This window comes from Sphingobium chungbukense (genome assembly GCF_001005725.1).
GTDB lineage: Bacteria > Pseudomonadota > Alphaproteobacteria > Sphingomonadales > Sphingomonadaceae > Sphingobium > Sphingobium chungbukense.
In genome coordinates this window covers 93,926-110,219 of sequence record NZ_LBIC01000004.1, presented here as the reverse complement: position 1 = coordinate 110,219, position 16,294 = coordinate 93,926, and the positions used below count along the sequence as shown (strand labels likewise).

The following is a 16,294-nucleotide window of genomic DNA, read 5'->3' as shown; positions in this document are numbered from 1 at the left end:
TAAAAGGCTAAGCCTCTCCTCCCATGGCGCGGTATATTTTCATCACCGGCGGCGTGGTCTCCTCGCTTGGCAAGGGCCTTATGGCCGCTTCGCTTGCAGCTCTGTTGCAGGCGCGAGGTTTCCGTGTGCGCATTCGGAAATTCGATCCCTATCTCAACGTCGATCCGGGCACGATGAGCCCGTATCAGCATGGTGAGGTCTATGTGACCGACGACGGGGCGGAAACCGACCTCGACCTTGGCCATTATGAGCGCTTCACCGGCGTTTCGGCGCGGCAGTCGGACAATGTGACGCAGGGCCGGGTCTATCAGACCATCATCCAGCGGGAACGGCGCGGCGACTATCTGGGCGCGACGGTGCAGGTGATCCCGCACGTCACGGACGAGATCAAGGCCTTCGCCACCGCCGACACCGAAGACCTGGATTTCGTGCTGTGCGAGATCGGCGGCACGGTGGGCGACATCGAATCGCTGCCCTTCATGGAGGCGATCCGCCAGCTCCATAACGACCTTGATCGCGGCCAGGCGATCTTCGTCCATGTGACGCTGGTGCCCTATATCGCGGCGGCCGGCGAGCTGAAGACAAAGCCGACCCAGCATAGCGTGCGTGAACTGACCTCGCTCGGCATCCAGCCCGACATCCTGCTCTGCCGTTGCGAGCATCCGCTGCCGGAAAGCGAGCGCAGGAAGATCGCGCTGTTCTGCAACGTCCGCCCCGAAGCGGTCATCCCCGCGCTCGACGCCAGCAGCATCTATGCCGTTCCGACCCAATATCATGCCGAAGGGCTGGACGACGAAGTGCTGCGCGCCTTCGGCATCGACAATGCGCCCGCGCCCAGGCTCGACCGTTGGCACGACATCATGGACCGCCAGCAGAATCCCGAGGGCGAAGTCACGATCGGCGTCGTCGGCAAATATGTCGGTCTGCCCGATGCCTATAAATCGCTCCACGAAGCCCTGCACCATGGCGGTTTCGCCAACCGGGTGAAGGTGAACATCAAGTGGATCGATGCCGAACTGTTCGAGGAGGAGGGCGCCGACATCGCCGCCCGCCTGGAACCGATGCACGGCATCCTCGTCCCAGGCGGCTTCGGCGTGCGCGGGTCGGAGGGCAAGATCGCCTCTGTCAGATTCGCCCGCGAACGCCATGTGCCTTTCTTCGGCATCTGCCTGGGCATGCAGATGGCCTGCATCGAGGGCGCGCGGAACACGGCGGGCATCGAAAACGCCTCGACCACGGAGTTCGGGGAAACCAGCGAACCGGTCGTCGGCCTCATCACCGAATGGATGAGCAAGGAAGGCCTGCAAAAGCGCACCGCCGAGACCGATCTGGGCGGAACCATGCGTTTGGGTGCCTATCCCGCCAAACTCACCGGCAACAGCGTCGTCGCAGGCATCTACAACGCGACCGACATCAGCGAGCGTCACCGTCACCGCTATGAAGTCAATGCCGGCTATCGCGAGCCGCTGGAGAAAGGCGGCCTGATCTTCTCTGGCATGTCGCCCGACGGCATGCTGCCGGAAATCGTCGAGCGGCCGGACCATCCCTGGTTCGTGGGCGTGCAGTTCCACCCGGAACTCAAATCGAAACCCTTCGACCCGCACCCCTTGTTCGCGAGCTTCATCGAAGCGGCAGTCAAGCAGAGCCGGTTGGTGTAAGAAAACGGGGCCGGACAGGCCCCGTTTTTCGTTCGCGGTAAAGGGGATTAAACAACAACGTGCTCCTGCGAAGGCAGGAGCCCAGTCCCGCCGTCTGAATAAACACGCACCGCTTGAACTAGAGCGCGCTGCGTTAAATCGTACGCAAGCCGCGCGCTCTAAGTTTTTGTTGTCGCATCGTTTTAAGCGCAAAACCGGTTCCCACTTTTGCGCACGATGCTCTAGGTTCCTGCCTGCGCAGGAACACGGGGGTCACCCCTGGGCAGGCGTCAACTTCAACAACCGCCCCTGCGACCCTTGCCCGCCATCCTCCAGCAGCCACAGCGCCCCATCCGGCCCTTGCTCCACCTCCCGGATGCGTGCGCCCATGTCCCACTGGTCGGCCTTGGCGGCATTCTCCCCATCCAGTTTCACCCGTACCAGCGATTGGCTCGACAGCCCGCCGATGAACAGCGAATCCTTCCATTTCGGAAACAGGTCGCCCGAATAATAGGCAAGCCCGCCCGGCGAGATCACCGGATTCCACCAGAGCTTGGGCGCTTCGAACCCATCGCCCGGCCTGTGGTCGGGAATGTCCCGCCCGTCATAATGGCTGCCATTGGAGGCGAGGGGATAGCCGTAATTCAATCCCGGCTTGATGAGGTTCACCTCATCCCCGCCCTTCGGCCCCATTTCCTGCTCCCACAGCCGCCCGTCCTTGTCGAAGGCGATCCCCAGCAGGTTGCGATGGCCATAGGACCAGACCGCCGGATGAAACCCCTTCGCCGCCAAGGGATTCCCAGCCGCCGCCGTGCCGTCGAGATTCAGCCGTAACACCTTGCCCAAGGTGGATTTGGGGTCCTGCGCCGGATCGAATTTCTGCCGTTCGCCATTGGCGAAGAACAGATATTTCCCATCCGGCGAAAAGGCGATTCGCCCCGAATAATGGCCATTGCCGTCGACATAGGGACTGGCGCGGAAAATCACCTTCACGCCGTCGAGCTTCGTCGTCCCGTCGCTCGCCTGATGGAAAGTGCCGGTAGCGAGCGCCACCCCCTTGCCGCCCTCGCCAGCCTCGGAAAAACTGAAATAGACCTTCTTATTGTCCGCGAAACCGGGCGCCAGCACGACATCCATCAGCGCCCCTTGTCCCGCGCTGTCGACCGCCGGAATCCCCGCGACCGGGATTTTCGTCCCGTTCTTCGGATCGAACAGGATCATCTCACCTGCCTTCTCGGTGATCAGCATCCGCCCGTCCGGCAGGAAGGTCATCGCCCAGGGAGAATCGAAATCCGCGATCACCGACGTCTTGAACGGCTTGTCCGCAGTGGCGTTTTGCCCAGTGGCATCGTCCGCCGAACAGGCGATCAGGGCCAGCGGCAGGGCGGTCAGGGCGAAATGGCGCATCTTTTCTTCTCCTCGTCGGGTGCTGCAATGCCCCACAACAAATGTTGTTGCAGCTTTGCGGCATCCCGCCTATATCGCCCTTGCTTCCTTACATCGTCAAACATGTCGGGGTCGCGAGCGGATCGCTTGCGGCGACGGGGAGGCTGCACATTTGTTTCTGGAGAATCCATGGCGGACATCGCCGAACTGACAGCCCTGATCGAACCGGAGGTGAAAGCCCTGGGCTTCGACCTCGTGCGCATCAAGCTGTTCGGGTCGGGTGACGAATATACGCTTCAGATCATGGCCGAACGGCCCGCAACGAAGCAGCTCGTCATCGAGGATTGCGCCACCATCTCCCGCCGCCTTTCGGACGTGCTCGACGAAGCTGACCCGATCGAGGAGGCCTATCGCCTGGAAGTCAGCTCGCCCGGCATCGACCGCCCGCTGACCCGCCTCACCGATTTCCTCGAATGGGCCGGGCATGAGGCGAAGATCGCCGCCACCGAAACCGTCTCGGGCCGCAAGAGCTTCCGGGGCGTGCTGAAGGGTATCGAGGGCGAAGATATTTTGTTCACCGACGCCAAGGCCGGTGAGGTGGTCATCCCTTTCGCGCTGGTCGGGGATGCCAAGCTGATACTGACCGACGCGCTGATTGCTGCTAGTATGCCGCTCTCCTCCGATGGGGCGGACGAGTTCGAAACCGAAGAATAAGGGTTTACGACCATGGCCAACGCCATTTCCGCCAACAAGGCCGAACTGCTCGCCATCGCGAACAGTGTCGCCAGCGAGAAGATGATCGACAAGGCGATCGTCATCGAGGCGATGGAAGACGCGATCCAGCGTGCCGCCCGTGCGCGCTATGGCGCGGAAAACGACATCCGCGCGAAGCTGGACCCGGACACCGGCGACCTGCGCCTGTGGCGCGTCGTGGAGGTGGTCGAGGCGGTCGACGATTATTTCAAGCAGGTCGATCTGCGTCAGGCGCAGAAGCTGAAGAAGGACGCCGTGATCGGTGACTTCATCGTCGACCCGCTGCCCCCGATCGATCTGGGCCGCATCGACGCCCAGTCGGCCAAGCAGGTGATCTTCCAGAAGGTCCGCGATGCCGAACGCGAGCGCCAGCATGAGGAATTCAAGGACCGCGTGGGTGAGATCATCACCGGCGTCGTGAAGTCCGTGGAATTCGGCCATGTCGTCGTGAACCTGGGCCGCGCCGAGGGCGTCATCCGCCGCGACCAGCAGATTCCCCGCGAAGTCGTCCGCGTCGGCGACCGCATCCGCTCGGTGATCCTGAACGTGCGCCGCGAAAACCGTGGCCCGCAGATTTTCCTCAGCCGCGCGCATCCCGAGTTCATGAAAAAGCTGTTCGCGCAGGAAGTGCCCGAAATCTATGACGGCGTGATCGAGATCAAGGCCGCCGCCCGCGATCCGGGTTCGCGCGCCAAGATCGGCGTCATCAGCCGCGATTCGAGCATCGACCCGGTCGGCGCCTGCGTCGGCATGAAGGGCAGCCGCGTGCAGGCCGTCGTGCAGGAAATGCAGGGCGAAAAAATCGACATCATCCCCTGGAGCGAGGACACCGCGACTTTCGTCGTCAACGCGCTCCAGCCCGCGCAGGTCGCCCGCGTCGTCATCGACGAGGAAGAGGAACGCATCGAAGTCGTCGTTCCCGACGATCAGCTCTCGCTCGCCATCGGCCGCCGCGGCCAGAATGTCCGTCTTGCTTCGCAGCTCACCGGCAAGGCCATTGACATCATGACCGAGGCCGACGCGTCCGAGAAGCGCCAGAAGGAATTCGTCGCCCGCTCCGAACTGTTCCAGAACGAACTGGACGTCGACGAAACCCTCTCGCAGCTTCTGGTGGCCGAAGGCTTTGGCGAGCTGGAGGAAGTGGCCTATGTCGGCATCGACGAACTGGCCGCGATCGAGGGCTTCGACGAGGAACTGGCGCAGGAGCTGCAAAGCCGTGCGCAGGAAGCGCTGGACCGGCGCGAAGCCGCTGCGCGCGAGGAGCGCCAGGCGCTGGGCGTCGAGGACGCGCTGGCCGATATGCCCCACCTCACCGAAGCCATGCTGGTGACTCTGGGCAAGGCGGGCATCAAGACGCTCGACGATCTGGCCGACCTTGCCACCGACGAACTGGTCGCCAAGAAGCGCGTCGACCAGCGCCGCCGCCGCGAGAACAAGGAAGAGGACAAGGGCGGGATTCTCGCCGAATATGGCCTCAGCGAAGAACAGGGCAATGAGATCATCATGGCCGCGCGCGCCCATTGGTTCGAAGACGAGGAAGCGTAAGCCCAGATGCCTTTCGTCGACATCCGTCTGGCCGGAAACGCCACCAAGGAGCAGAAGGCGGCCATCGTCGCCGACGTCACCCGGTCGCTCGTCGAGCGTCTGGGGAAGTCGCCCGCTGCCGTCCAGGTGGTGATTTCCGAGATTTCGACGGAAAATTACGGGTCTGGCGGTCAGCTTATCGCTGATCGCGATGCGCCCAAAGCAGGGGAGGACGCCCATGCTGCGGTCACTTCCCGATGAGAGGTTAAACGCTCCTATAGCGCTATCGGACTATCGTGCTCCTGCGAAGGCAGGAGTCCAGTCCCAAGGTCGCGTGTCCTTCCAATGGCGGAACTGGGTTCCTGCCTGCGCAGGAACACGGATTTCTTCCGGGGACGCGCGCCCATGACCGAACGCAAATGCATCCTGTCGGGCGACCGTGCCGATCCGGACATGCTGGTCCGCCTCGCTTGCGGTCCGAACGGCGAAATCCTGCCCGATATCCGCGCCAAGGCCCCCGGCCGAGGCGCGTGGATCGGCGTGTCCCGCACCGAACTCGAACAGGCGCTGGCCAAGGGCAAGCTCAAGGGCGCGCTCGCCCGCGCTTTCAAGACCGGCGACCTGCACATCCCCGACACGCTGCCTGTTCTTATCGAGGACGGCTTGCGCAAGGCGTTGCTCGACCGCCTCGGCCTGGAAGCGAAGGCATCCATGGTCCTGACCGGCTCCGAAAAGATCGATGTCGCCTGCCGCAAGGGCGACGTGACGCTGCTGCTCCACGCCGCCGATGCGGCCGCCGACGGCAACCGCAAACTGGACCAGGCGCTGCGCGTCGGGCAGGAGGCGGAGGGCACGGATTTGGCGGGCATCGTCTTGCCTGTGGACCGACACGCCCTATCTATGGCAATGGGGCGGGACAATGTCGTCCATATCGCGGTGACCGACTCGCGTGCGGCGTCACGTCTGCGCGGCGCCATAGGCCGCTTGGAAAGCTATCTGGGTTGCGCTAACGGAGCGCCGGTGCATGGGGAGCGGGACTCCGCCGGTGTGCTGGGCGCCTAACGTAATCTGTCGGTAGCAGCATATTGAATGAAGGCGCCGACGGGCCTTGCCGGTCGGGTTGATGTGAAGGGTATAGTTCAGTCGTATGAGTGACAGCAAGGAAGACAAGCCGGTTCTGGGCCGCAAGCCGCTGGGGATCAAGCGCACGGTCGAGTCCGGTCAGGTGCAGCAGCAGTTCAGCCATGGCCGCAAGAATACGGTCGTGGTCGAGGTGAAGCGGCGCCGCATCCTGGGCAAGCCGGGCGAAGCCGGTCACGCTGCGCCTGAGCCGCAGGCCGATCCCACGCCCGTGGCCGCCGCCCCGGCCGCGCCACGCCTGCGCCGCAGCAGACTCGCGCGCCGCAGCCTGCCGCCCCGCGCCCCGGCCGCCGCCGCAGAGCCTGATGTCGCGTCAGGAATTGCAGGCGAAGCTGCTGCGCGAGGCGGAGGAAGCCCGCATGAACGCGCTGGAGGAAGCGCGGCGCCGCGAAGACGCCCAGCGTCAGGCCGCGACCGAGGAAGAAAAGCGCCGGGCCGAGGAAAATCGCCTCGCCGCCGAAGCCGCCGAGGCCGAAGCCGCGCGTCAGGCCGCCGAAGCCGCCGATGCTCCTGCCGCCGCGCCCGCGCCGGTCGAGGAAGCGGCGCCTGCCGCCGCGGCCGAACCGGCCCCCGCCGCCGAGGCAAAGCCCGCCGCGACGACCACCACCTCTTCCACCATGCCGCCGCCGCGCCGCTTCACGCCGGTCGCGCCGGTCAAGCGTCCCGAACCGGCCAAGCCCGACCGCGCCAAGCGGGGCGACGACAATCGCCGCCAGGCCGGCAAGCTGACCGTCACCCGCGCCCTTGCGGACGACGACAGCGCCCGTGCCCGCAGCCTCGCGGCGCTCAAGCGCGCCCGTGAGAAGGAACGCCGCGCCCATTATTCGGGCGGCGCCCAGCAGCGCGAAAAGCAGTCGCGCGACGTGGTCGTGCCGGAAAGCATCACCGTTCAGGAACTCGCCAACCGCATGGCCGAAAAGGGCGCGGATCTGGTGAAGGCCCTGTTCAAGATGGGCACCGCCGTCACGCTCAACCAGGCGATCGATCAGGACACCGCAGAATTGCTGGTCGAGGAATTCGGCCACCGCATCCAGCGCGTGTCCGACGCCGACGTCGAAATCGGTATCGAGGGTGAGGCTGACGCGCCCGAAACGCTACAGCCCCGTGCGCCGGTCGTGACCATCATGGGCCATGTCGACCATGGCAAGACCTCGCTGCTGGACGCCCTGCGCGGCACCAATGTCGTGTCGGGCGAAAGCGGCGGCATCACCCAGCATATCGGCGCCTATCAGATCAAGACGAAGGGCGGCGATCTCATCACCTTCCTCGACACGCCGGGCCATGAGGCTTTCTCGGAAATGCGCGCTCGCGGTGCCAACGTCACCGACATCGTCATCCTGGTGGTGGCGGCGGACGACGGCCTGATGCCGCAGACGGTCGAGGCGATCAACCATACCAAGGCGGCCGGCGTGCCGATGATCGTCGCGATCAACAAGTGCGACAAGCCCGAAGCCAATCCGCAGAAGGTGCGAGAGCGCCTGCTGAGCGAGGAGGTCGTGGTCGAGGATATGGGCGGCGACGTTCAGGACGTGGAGGTTTCGGCGCTCAAGAAGACCGGCCTCGACGAACTGCTCGAGAAGATCCTGCTCCAGGCCGAACTGCTCGAACTGACCGCCAACCCCGATCGCGCCGCCGAAGGCAATGTGATCGAGGCGCAGCTCGACAAGGGCCGCGGTGCGGTCGCGACCGTGCTGGTCCGCAAGGGGACGCTGAAGATCGGCGACACCTTCGTCATCGGCTCGGAAAGCGGCAAGGTCCGCGCGATGATCAACGACAAGGGCCAGCAGGTGAAGACCGCCGGTCCCTCGACCCCGGTCGAGGTGCTGGGTCTGTCCGGCGTGCCGATGGCGGGCGACCAGCTCACCGTCGTCGAGAATGAGGCCCGCGCCCGCGAAGTCGCCGCCTACCGTCAGGAACAGGCGACCAAGAAGCGGACCACGGCCGCCCCGACCAGCTTCGAACATATGTTCTCGGCGCTCAACACGACGGTCATCGAATATCCGGTGGTGGTGAAGGGCGACGTGCAGGGTTCGGTGGAAGCGATCGTCTCGTCGCTCAACAAGATCTCGACCGACGAGATCAAGGTCCGCATCCTGCATTCGGGCGTCGGCGCGATCACCGAAAGCGACGTCACGCTGGCCGCCGCCAGCCGCGCGCCGCTGATCGGCTTCAACGTGCGTCCCAATGCCAAGGCGCGCCAGCTTGCCGAGCGCGAGAAGATCTCGCTGCGCTATTATGACGTGATCTACGACCTGCTCGAAGAGGTTCGCGGCGAAATGGCGGGCCAGCTGGCTCCGGAGCGCATCGAAACCATCGTCGGCCGTGCCGAGGTGCTTCAGGTGTTCCCGGCGGGCAAGAAGGACAAGGCCGCCGGTCTGCTCGTCCTCGACGGCATCATCCGCAAGGGGTTGTCGGCGCGCCTTACCCGCGACGATGTCATCGTGTCGCGCACCCACATCGCCTCGCTCCGCCGCTTCAAGGACGACGTGTCCGAAGTCCGTGCGGGCATGGAATGCGGTGCGGTGCTTCAGGACACCAACGACATCAAGCCCGGCGATACGCTCGAACTGTTCGAGGTCGAGGAACGCGCCCGCACGTTGTAAGTGGATAAAACCCTCCCTCCGGAGGTTTGTTTTACATGATTGCCGGGTCGGCAGGTGGTTCCACCTGCCGACCCGGCAATCACTCTGGGGGAGGGAGGAATTTTGGCTATGGCTCAACAAAATGAAGGCCCCTCCGTCCGTCTGCTCCGCGTGGGCGAACAGGTGCGCCATGTGCTGTCCGACATCCTCCAGCGCGGCGACGTGCATGACGATGTACTCGCCAGTCATGTGGTGAGCGTCACCGAAGTGCGCATGTCGCCCGATCTGCGCCATGCGACGGTCTTCATCAAATCGCTGCTGGGGCAGGATGAGGCTGCGGTGATCAAGGCGCTGCGCACCAACACCGCCTATCTCCAGCGGGAGGTCGCGACCCGCGTGCGCCTCAAATATGCGGCGAAGCTCAAATTCCTCGCGGACGAGAGCTTCGATGAAGGCACGCATATCGACCGGCTGCTCCGCGATCCCAAGGTCGCCCGCGATCTGGAACAGCCCGACGAGGAATAGGGCGCTCCCCAATCCCATGCGCCACTTCCGTGCGGGCTGAGCCTGTCGAAGCCTCCCACTTCCTTATGCGGGCGCGCAAACGGAGGAGAGGGGAAGCGCTCATTCTTCCCGTCGACGGGACGGCGCGTCCGGGCTAACAGCGTCTCACCCGCAATCGGAAAAAGGGGGCAAGGCGCATGAAAGGCATCGCAATTCTCTTGGGCGGAATATTGGCTCTCGCCACGCCCGCCGCCGCCAGGGAAGCGCCGGTCCATCCCGCCGTCATCAGCGACCCCGCGCCCGACGCCGCCTATCCCCCAGGCATGAGCGCCTTCGCCATCCCCTCCGAAGACGGCGCGCTCAACGCCGTCATGTACACCGCTGCGGGTTCGGGCCTTCATCCGACGCTGCTGCTGCTCCACGGCTTCCCCGGCAATGAGCAGAATCTGGACCTGGCGCAAGCCGCCCGCCGCGCCGGGTGGAATGTCCTGACGCTCCATTATCGCGGCAGTTGGGGCAGCCCCGGCAGCTTCTCCTTCAACCACGCTTCGGAAGATGCGTGGAACGCGCTGCAATTCCTCCAGCAATCGGCCAATATCGCCCGATATCGCATCGACGCCGGCACCATCGTCGTCGCGGGCCACAGCATGGGCGGTTTCATGGCCGCCGATGTCGCCGCCGCCGAACCGCGTGTCGCGGGCCTGTTCCTGATCGACCCCTGGGACCCCGCCGAAACCGTCGCCGCGCTCGCCACCCTGCAGGGCGAAGCGGCATGGAAAGCCGAAGTCGCCGGCGACCTCCCGCCGCTGCAAGGTGCGACCTATGACAGCCTGACCGCCGAAATCCGCACCAATGGCGAGAAATTCGACCTCGGTCGCCGGCTGGTCGGTTACGGCCGCCGTCCGCTCAGCATCATCGGCGCGGAACGGGGGATCGGCGCCATGGCGCGCAAGGTTACGGCCGACGCCCAGTCGGCCAATCCCGACACGCGGCTGATGGTCTGGCCGACCGACCACAGTTTTTCCGACAAGCGGATCGCTCTGGCCGATGCGCTGGTGCGTTTCCTCAAGCAGATCGCGCCTCTGGCCCGTTGAAAGCCCACGCAGATGGCGAAGCTCTATTTCTACTATAGTTCGATGAATGCGGGGAAATCCACGACCCTGCTGCAATCGAGTTTCAACTATCGCGAACGCGGCATGGAAACCATGTTGTGGACCGCCGCGCTCGACGACCGCTACGGCCAGGGGCGCATCGTCTCGCGCATCGGGCTGGAGGCGCAGGCCCATCTGTTCGATACCGCGACCGATCTGTTCGCCGCCATCGCGACCGAACATGCCCAGAACCGCCTGTCCTGCGTGCTGGTCGACGAAGCGCAGTTCCTGGACATGGGCCAGGTCTGGCAACTCGCCGCCGTGTGCGACCGGCTCGGCATTCCCGTCCTCTGCTATGGCATCCGCACTGATTTTCAGGGGCAATTGTTCGAGGGCAGCGCCGCGCTGCTGGGTCTGGCCGACACGCTGACGGAGATCAAGACGATCTGCGACTGCGGCCGCAAGGCGACCATGAACCTGCGCGTGGATGCGCAGGGACGCCCGATCCGCGAGGGCGAACAGACCGAAATCGGCGGCAATGACCGCTATGTCGCGCTTTGCCGCCGCCATTTCGTCGAACGGCGATCGGGCCACTGATCCGCCGTACCCTGCCGCGACGACCCGATAAGGGCTGACAATGGCGCACAGGACAGCTAGAGCGCGCCGCCATGCACGGCTGGATCATCCTCGACAAACCTCATGGCCTCGGCTCCACCCAGGCGGTGAGCGCGGTGAAACGCGCCCTGCGCCAGAGTGGGGCGGGCAAGTGGAAGGTCGGCCATGGCGGGACGCTCGATCCGCTGGCGACCGGCGTGCTGCCGGTCGCGATCGGGGAGGCGACGAAGCTTGCCGGGCGCATGCTCGACAGCGACAAGATCTATGATTTCACGATTGGGTTCGGCGTCCAGACCGACACGCTGGACCTGGAGGGCAAGGAAATCGCCGCCAGCGACTATCGCCCCACGCTGGCGGAGGTGGAAGCGATCCTGCCCCGCTTCACCGGCCCGGTCGAACAGGCGCCGCCAGCCTATTCCGCCATATTGATCGACGGCCAGCGCGCCTATGACCTTGCCCGCGCGGGCCAAGATGTGGAGATGAAGACGCGCGCCGTCACCATCCACGCCCTCACGATTACGGGGCAGGAGGCGGCAGAGGACGGTCTGGCGTCCGTCACCCTCACCGCCCATGTCTCCAAGGGCACCTATATCCGCAGCCTCGCCCGCGACGTCGCGCTCGCGCTTGGTACAGTCGGCCATGTCACCATGCTCCGCCGCGTGAAGGCCGGTCCCTTCACCCTGGAATCCGCGATTTCGCTGGACAAATTGGACGAAGCTGCTAGTGGCGGCGGCATCGCGCAGCTTATGCTGCCGTTGACCGCAGGGCTGGACGACATCCCGGCTCTCGCAGTCTCTCCCGACGATGCGCTGGCTCTCCGACAGGGGAAGGTGCTCGTGGGGAAACCGCATACCGGCTTGTTACTGGCGATGGAGGGCGACACGCCCGTCGCGCTGGTGGAGGCCAGTGGCCCTGAAATCAGGGTGGTGCGCGGCTTTAATCTCTAGTTACAGAAAGGAAGCCGATGTCGATTACTGCTGAGCGCAAGGAAGCGCTGATCAAGGAACATGCCCGCGCCGAAGGCGATACCGGTTCGCCGGAAGTCCAGGTTGCGATCCTTTCGGAGCGCATTTCGAACCTGACCGAGCATTTCAAGGGTCACCACAAGGATAACCACAGCCGTCGCGGCCTGCTGATGCTGGTCAACAAGCGCCGTTCGCTGCTGGACTATCTCAAGAAAAAGGATGCGGGTCGCTATACCGACCTCATCACCAAGCTGGGCCTGCGCAAGTAAGTCTGCTAAAGAAGGGACGGCCCCCCAGCGGGGCCGTTTCCGATTCTGGGGTTTGGAGCTGCCGTGCTCCTGCGTAGGCAGGAGCCCAGTCCAAACGTTGGAACTGGGTTCCTGCCTCCGCAGGAACACGAAGAAGGGAAGGTCGCGCAATTCGGTGTCGATTTTCCAAGGGGCCAGACGATGCCCTGAAACCGCCGCGCGCCGGATAGCGCGCAACACAGGCCCCGCCCGGCAATAGGGCCAGGCGGGCGAAGGAAAAAACCAATGTTCGATGTAAAGAAGGTATCAATCGAGCTGGGTGGCAAGACCCTGACGCTCGAAACCGGCCGTATTGCGCGTCAGGCCGACGCCGCCGTGCTGGCGACCTATGGCGAAACCGTGGTGCTGTGCGCCGTGACCGCCGCCAAGTCGGTGAAGGAAGGACAGGACTTCTTCCCGCTGACCGTCCACTATCAGGAAAAATATTCGGCCGCCGGTCGCATTCCGGGCGGCTTCTTCAAGCGTGAGCGTGGCGCCACGGAAAAGGAAACGCTGGTTTCCCGCCTGATCGACCGGCCGGTCCGCCCGCTCTTCCCCGAGGGTTTCTATAACGAAATCAACGTCATTGCCCAGGTCCTGAGCTTCGACGGCGAAAGCGAGCCCGACATCGTCGCGATGATCGCCGCTTCGGCCGCGCTCACACTGTCGGGCGTGCCTTTCCTGGGCCCCATCGGCGCCGCCCGCGTCGGCTACAAGGATGGCGAATATCAGCTCAACCCCTCGCTGGACGAAGTGAAGACCGGCGAACTCGACCTGGTCGTCGCCGCCACCGGCAATGCCGTGATGATGGTCGAATCCGAAGCCAAGGAACTGTCGGAAGACGTCATGCTCGGCGCCGTCCTGTTCGCCCATGAAGCGTCGAAGAAGGTCGTCAACGCGATCATCGACCTCGCTGAAAAGGCCGCGAAGGACCCGTGGGACGTCGCCAAGGGCGATGATCTGGATGACCTCAAGAAGAAGCTCAAGAAGCTGATCGGCAAGGACATCACCGCCGCCTACAAGCTGACCGACAAGTCGGCCCGCTCCAACGCCCTCAACGAAGCCCGCGCCAAGGCGAAGGCCCAGTTCGCGGCCGACGGCCTCGACGCCCAGACCGTCATGGCCGGCATCAAGCTGACCAAGAAGCTGGAAGCCGAAATCGTGCGCGGCGCCATCCTGAAGGACGGCAAGCGCATCGACGGCCGCACCACCACGCAGATCCGCCCGATCGAGGCGATGGTCGGCTTCCTGCCGCGCACCCATGGTTCGGCGCTGTTCACCCGTGGCGAAACGCAGTCCATCTGCACCACCACGCTGGGCACCAAGGACGCCGAGCAGATGATCGACGGCCTGACCGGCGTTCATTATGAAAGCTTCATGCTGCACTATAACTTCCCGCCCTATTCGGTCGGTGAAGTCGGCCGCTTCGGCGCGCCGGGCCGCCGCGAAGTCGGCCATGGCAAGCTCGCATGGCGCGCTCTGCACCCCGTGCTGCCGAGCAAGGACGAGTTCCCCTACACCATCCGCGTCCTGTCCGACATCACCGAGTCCAATGGCTCGTCCTCGATGGCGACGGTCTGCGGCGGTTCGCTCTCGATGATGGACGCGGGCGTTCCGCTGAAGCGTCCGGTGTCGGGCATCGCCATGGGCCTGATCCTGGAAGGTTCGAAGTTCGCCGTGCTCAGCGACATTCTGGGCGACGAGGATCATCTCGGCGACATGGACTTCAAGGTGGCGGGCACGGAAGCGGGCATCACCACCATGCAGATGGACATCAAGGTTGCCGGCATCACGCAGGAAATCTTCGAAGTCGCGCTGCGTCAGGCGAAGGAAGGCCGCGCCCATATCCTGGGTGAGATGAGCAAGGCGCTGTCCTCGACCCGCACCGAACTGTCGGCGCACGCCCCGCGTATCGAAACGATCCAGATCGACAAGTCGAAGATCCGCGACGTCATCGGCACCGGCGGCAAGGTCATCCGCGAGATCGTCGCGGAAACCGGCGCCAAGGTCGACATCGACGACGAGGGCATCATCAAGATCAGCTCGTCCGACATCGCCCAGATCGAAGCCGCCAAGAAGTGGATTCTCGGCATCGTCGAGGAAGCGGAAGTCGGCAAGATCTACACCGGCAAGGTCGTCAACATCGTCGATTTCGGTGCGTTCGTGAACTTCATGGGCGGCAAGGACGGCCTCGTCCACGTCTCCGAAATGAAGAATGAGCGCGTCGAAAAGCCGACCGACGTCGTGTCGGAAGGCCAGGAAGTGAAGGTCAAGGTCCTCGAGATCGATCCGCGCGGCAAGGTTCGCCTGTCGATGCGCGTCGTCGACCAGGAAACCGGCGAGGAACTGGAAGACACCCGTCCCGCCCGCGAACCGCGTGAACCGCGCGGCGACCGTGGTGATCGCGGCGAAGGTCGCGGCGATCGGGGCCGTGGCCCGCGCCGTGACGGCGGCGACCGTGGCGGGCGTGGTGGCGACCGTGGTGATCGTGGCCCCCGCCGCGACCGCGGGGGTGATCGTGGCCCGCGCGGCGAAGGCCGTGGCAATGGCGGCGGCGATGACGACGGCGGCAATGCCGGTCTCCCCGACTTCCTGACCCAGGATTGATCGCAAGCCATCCGGTTTGACACATGAAAAGGGCGCCCGGCTTTCCGGGCGCCCTTTTTCGATGAGTTGGGATTTTTCTGATCTCCATCAATTGGCAGCCGGAGAAGTTATGATACTGTAACAAGAAGGGTTCGGGGGGACATATGCAGCGCAGAAACGAAAGATTCGTGGAGCGCCTGCCGCTCGTCCTGCGCCGCCCCTGGCAAGCCTATTTCCTGACGACCTGCCTGTGCCTGACGGCGCTCGCCATCCGCAGCGCCGCCGAAATCGCCATGCCCATGGGCTATCCCTTCGTTTCCTTCTTCCCCGCGGTCATCCTTTCCTCCTTCCTGTTCGGCGTGCGGCCGGGCATTTATGCGGGCCTGCTATGCGGTCTGCTGTCCTGGTACTTCTTCATCCCGCCGCGCATGGGCTTCTCCTTCCAACCCAGCGTCATCCTGGCGCTGGCCTTCTACGGCGCCGTGGTGGCCATCGACGTCGCCCTCATCCATTTCCTGCAAAAGGCCAATTTCAACCTGGCGGTGGAACGCGAACGCAGCCGCGTGCTCGCGGAAAATCGCGAATTGCTGTTCCACGAATTGCAGCATCGCGTGTCCAACAATCTCCAGGTCGTGGCCGCCATGCTCTCGCTCCAGCGGCGCCATGTCGATCATGATCTGGCCCGCCGCGCGCTGGACGACGCTTCGGCCCGGCTGGCGCTGGTGGGCCGCATCAGCCGTGCGCTCTACAATCCGTCGGGGGAAGGGCAGAATATCCGCGCTTTCCTGACCACGCTGACTGCCGATGTGGTGGAGGCGAGCGGCCGGGGTGACATCAGCATGGCGGTGGAGGCGCCCGAGGACCTGATTCTCCAACCCGATGTCGCCGTGCCGCTGGCGCTGATCGTGACGGAGGCGGTGAGCAATGCGATAGAACATGGCCTGCCGCACCGGGGCGGCAGCATCCATGTCGGCCTGGATGCATCGGAGGAGGGGATCGCGCTCCACATCACGGATGACGGCAACGGCATATCGTCCGATTTCGACCATAACGGCGCCACCAACCTCGGCCTGCGCATTTCCAACGCTCTGGCCGGCCAGTTGAACGGCCGCTTCTCGCTGAAGCCCTCGGCCCAGGGCGGCGCGATTGCGCGGCTGGACCTGCCGGCCCGCCTATAGTGAACGACATGCGCATCTGCCGCTTGGCGAGGCGCATTCGCTCGGC

General features: G+C 64.3%; 13 protein-coding genes and 1 pseudogene. 13 read left to right on the top strand and 1 reads right to left on the bottom strand.

From position 1 onward, the window contains the following. Window positions 1-23: 23 nt before the first annotated feature. A complete protein-coding gene (locus YP76_RS09755; RefSeq protein WP_046763418.1) occupies window positions 24-1,658 on the top strand; it encodes a CTP synthase in 1,635 nt (544 codons plus the stop codon). A gap of 252 nt (window positions 1,659-1,910) precedes the next feature. Here YP76_RS09755 and YP76_RS09750 read toward each other — a convergent pair whose 3' ends face one another. Further along, window positions 1,911-3,044, bottom strand: coding sequence for a PQQ-dependent sugar dehydrogenase (locus YP76_RS09750; RefSeq protein WP_046763417.1), 1,134 nt, complete (start codon window positions 3,042-3,044; stop codon window positions 1,911-1,913). Between the two features lie 168 nt (window positions 3,045-3,212). Between YP76_RS09750 and rimP the strand changes: the two genes are divergently transcribed. From rimP to YP76_RS09690, 12 genes and pseudogenes are all read left to right on the top strand, one after another. Then, the gene (gene rimP / locus YP76_RS09745; RefSeq protein WP_046763416.1) at window positions 3,213-3,737 is read left to right on the top strand and encodes a ribosome maturation protein RimP; all 525 of its coding nucleotides are present in this window, start codon (window positions 3,213-3,215) and stop codon (window positions 3,735-3,737) included. Between the two features lie 12 nt (window positions 3,738-3,749). After that, window positions 3,750-5,321, top strand: a complete 1,572-nt coding sequence (gene nusA / locus YP76_RS09740; protein ID WP_046763415.1) for a transcription termination factor NusA — start codon at window positions 3,750-3,752, stop codon at window positions 5,319-5,321. Window positions 5,322-5,327: 6 nt separating this feature from the next. Further along, window positions 5,328-5,561, top strand: a complete 234-nt coding sequence (locus YP76_RS09735; RefSeq protein WP_046763414.1) for a tautomerase family protein — start codon at window positions 5,328-5,330, stop codon at window positions 5,559-5,561. A 144-nt stretch (window positions 5,562-5,705) separates the two neighbouring features. Beyond that, window positions 5,706-6,362, top strand: a complete 657-nt coding sequence (locus YP76_RS09730) for a DUF448 domain-containing protein (protein ID WP_046763672.1) — start codon at window positions 5,706-5,708, stop codon at window positions 6,360-6,362. Between the two features lie 85 nt (window positions 6,363-6,447). Continuing rightward, window positions 6,448-9,043, top strand: a pseudogene (gene infB / locus YP76_RS09725) (translation initiation factor IF-2). A gap of 108 nt (window positions 9,044-9,151) precedes the next feature. After that, entirely contained in the window at window positions 9,152-9,547 is a 396-nt protein-coding gene (rbfA, locus tag YP76_RS09720; RefSeq protein ID WP_046763413.1) for a 30S ribosome-binding factor RbfA, read from the top strand. A gap of 176 nt (window positions 9,548-9,723) precedes the next feature. Further along, window positions 9,724-10,620, top strand: a complete 897-nt coding sequence (locus tag YP76_RS09715) for an alpha/beta hydrolase (protein WP_046763412.1) — start codon at window positions 9,724-9,726, stop codon at window positions 10,618-10,620. A gap of 12 nt (window positions 10,621-10,632) precedes the next feature. After that, window positions 10,633-11,214 carry a thymidine kinase gene (locus tag YP76_RS09710; protein ID WP_046763411.1) on the top strand — a complete coding sequence of 194 codons (582 nt, stop codon included), beginning with the start codon at window positions 10,633-10,635 and terminating at the stop codon, window positions 11,212-11,214. Between the two features lie 71 nt (window positions 11,215-11,285). Beyond that, on the top strand, window positions 11,286-12,179 hold the full coding sequence (truB, locus tag YP76_RS09705; protein WP_046763410.1) for a tRNA pseudouridine(55) synthase TruB: 894 nt from the start codon (window positions 11,286-11,288) through the stop codon (window positions 12,177-12,179). 17 nt (window positions 12,180-12,196) lie between these two features. Beyond that, on the top strand, window positions 12,197-12,466 hold the full coding sequence (gene rpsO / locus YP76_RS09700; RefSeq protein ID WP_046763409.1) for a 30S ribosomal protein S15: 270 nt from the start codon (window positions 12,197-12,199) through the stop codon (window positions 12,464-12,466). A 264-nt stretch (window positions 12,467-12,730) separates the two neighbouring features. Continuing rightward, window positions 12,731-15,091 carry a polyribonucleotide nucleotidyltransferase gene (gene pnp, locus YP76_RS09695; protein WP_046763408.1) on the top strand — a complete coding sequence of 787 codons (2,361 nt, stop codon included), beginning with the start codon at window positions 12,731-12,733 and terminating at the stop codon, window positions 15,089-15,091. A gap of 143 nt (window positions 15,092-15,234) precedes the next feature. After that, on the top strand, window positions 15,235-16,248 hold the full coding sequence (locus tag YP76_RS09690) for a sensor histidine kinase (protein ID WP_046763407.1): 1,014 nt from the start codon (window positions 15,235-15,237) through the stop codon (window positions 16,246-16,248). The last annotated feature ends 46 nt before the right edge of the window (window positions 16,249-16,294 follow it).

What these genes read in the sequence shown, in the direction of transcription:
- YP76_RS09755 (WP_046763418.1), top strand. Translation starts at nt 24, where the DNA reads ATGGCGCGGTATATTTTCATCACCGGCGGCGTGGTCTCCTCGCTTGGC.
- YP76_RS09750 (WP_046763417.1), bottom strand. Translation starts at nt 3,044, where the DNA reads ATGCGCCATTTCGCCCTGACCGCCCTGCCGCTGGCCCTGATCGCCTGT.
- rimP (WP_046763416.1), top strand. Translation starts at nt 3,213, where the DNA reads ATGGCGGACATCGCCGAACTGACAGCCCTGATCGAACCGGAGGTGAAA.
- nusA (WP_046763415.1), top strand. Translation starts at nt 3,750, where the DNA reads ATGGCCAACGCCATTTCCGCCAACAAGGCCGAACTGCTCGCCATCGCG.
- YP76_RS09735 (WP_046763414.1), top strand. Translation starts at nt 5,328, where the DNA reads ATGCCTTTCGTCGACATCCGTCTGGCCGGAAACGCCACCAAGGAGCAG.
- YP76_RS09730 (WP_046763672.1), top strand. Translation starts at nt 5,706, where the DNA reads ATGACCGAACGCAAATGCATCCTGTCGGGCGACCGTGCCGATCCGGAC.
- rbfA (WP_046763413.1), top strand. Translation starts at nt 9,152, where the DNA reads ATGGCTCAACAAAATGAAGGCCCCTCCGTCCGTCTGCTCCGCGTGGGC.
- YP76_RS09715 (WP_046763412.1), top strand. Translation starts at nt 9,724, where the DNA reads ATGAAAGGCATCGCAATTCTCTTGGGCGGAATATTGGCTCTCGCCACG.
- YP76_RS09710 (WP_046763411.1), top strand. Translation starts at nt 10,633, where the DNA reads ATGGCGAAGCTCTATTTCTACTATAGTTCGATGAATGCGGGGAAATCC.
- truB (WP_046763410.1), top strand. Translation starts at nt 11,286, where the DNA reads ATGCACGGCTGGATCATCCTCGACAAACCTCATGGCCTCGGCTCCACC.
- rpsO (WP_046763409.1), top strand. Translation starts at nt 12,197, where the DNA reads ATGTCGATTACTGCTGAGCGCAAGGAAGCGCTGATCAAGGAACATGCC.
- pnp (WP_046763408.1), top strand. Translation starts at nt 12,731, where the DNA reads ATGTTCGATGTAAAGAAGGTATCAATCGAGCTGGGTGGCAAGACCCTG.
- YP76_RS09690 (WP_046763407.1), top strand. Translation starts at nt 15,235, where the DNA reads ATGCAGCGCAGAAACGAAAGATTCGTGGAGCGCCTGCCGCTCGTCCTG.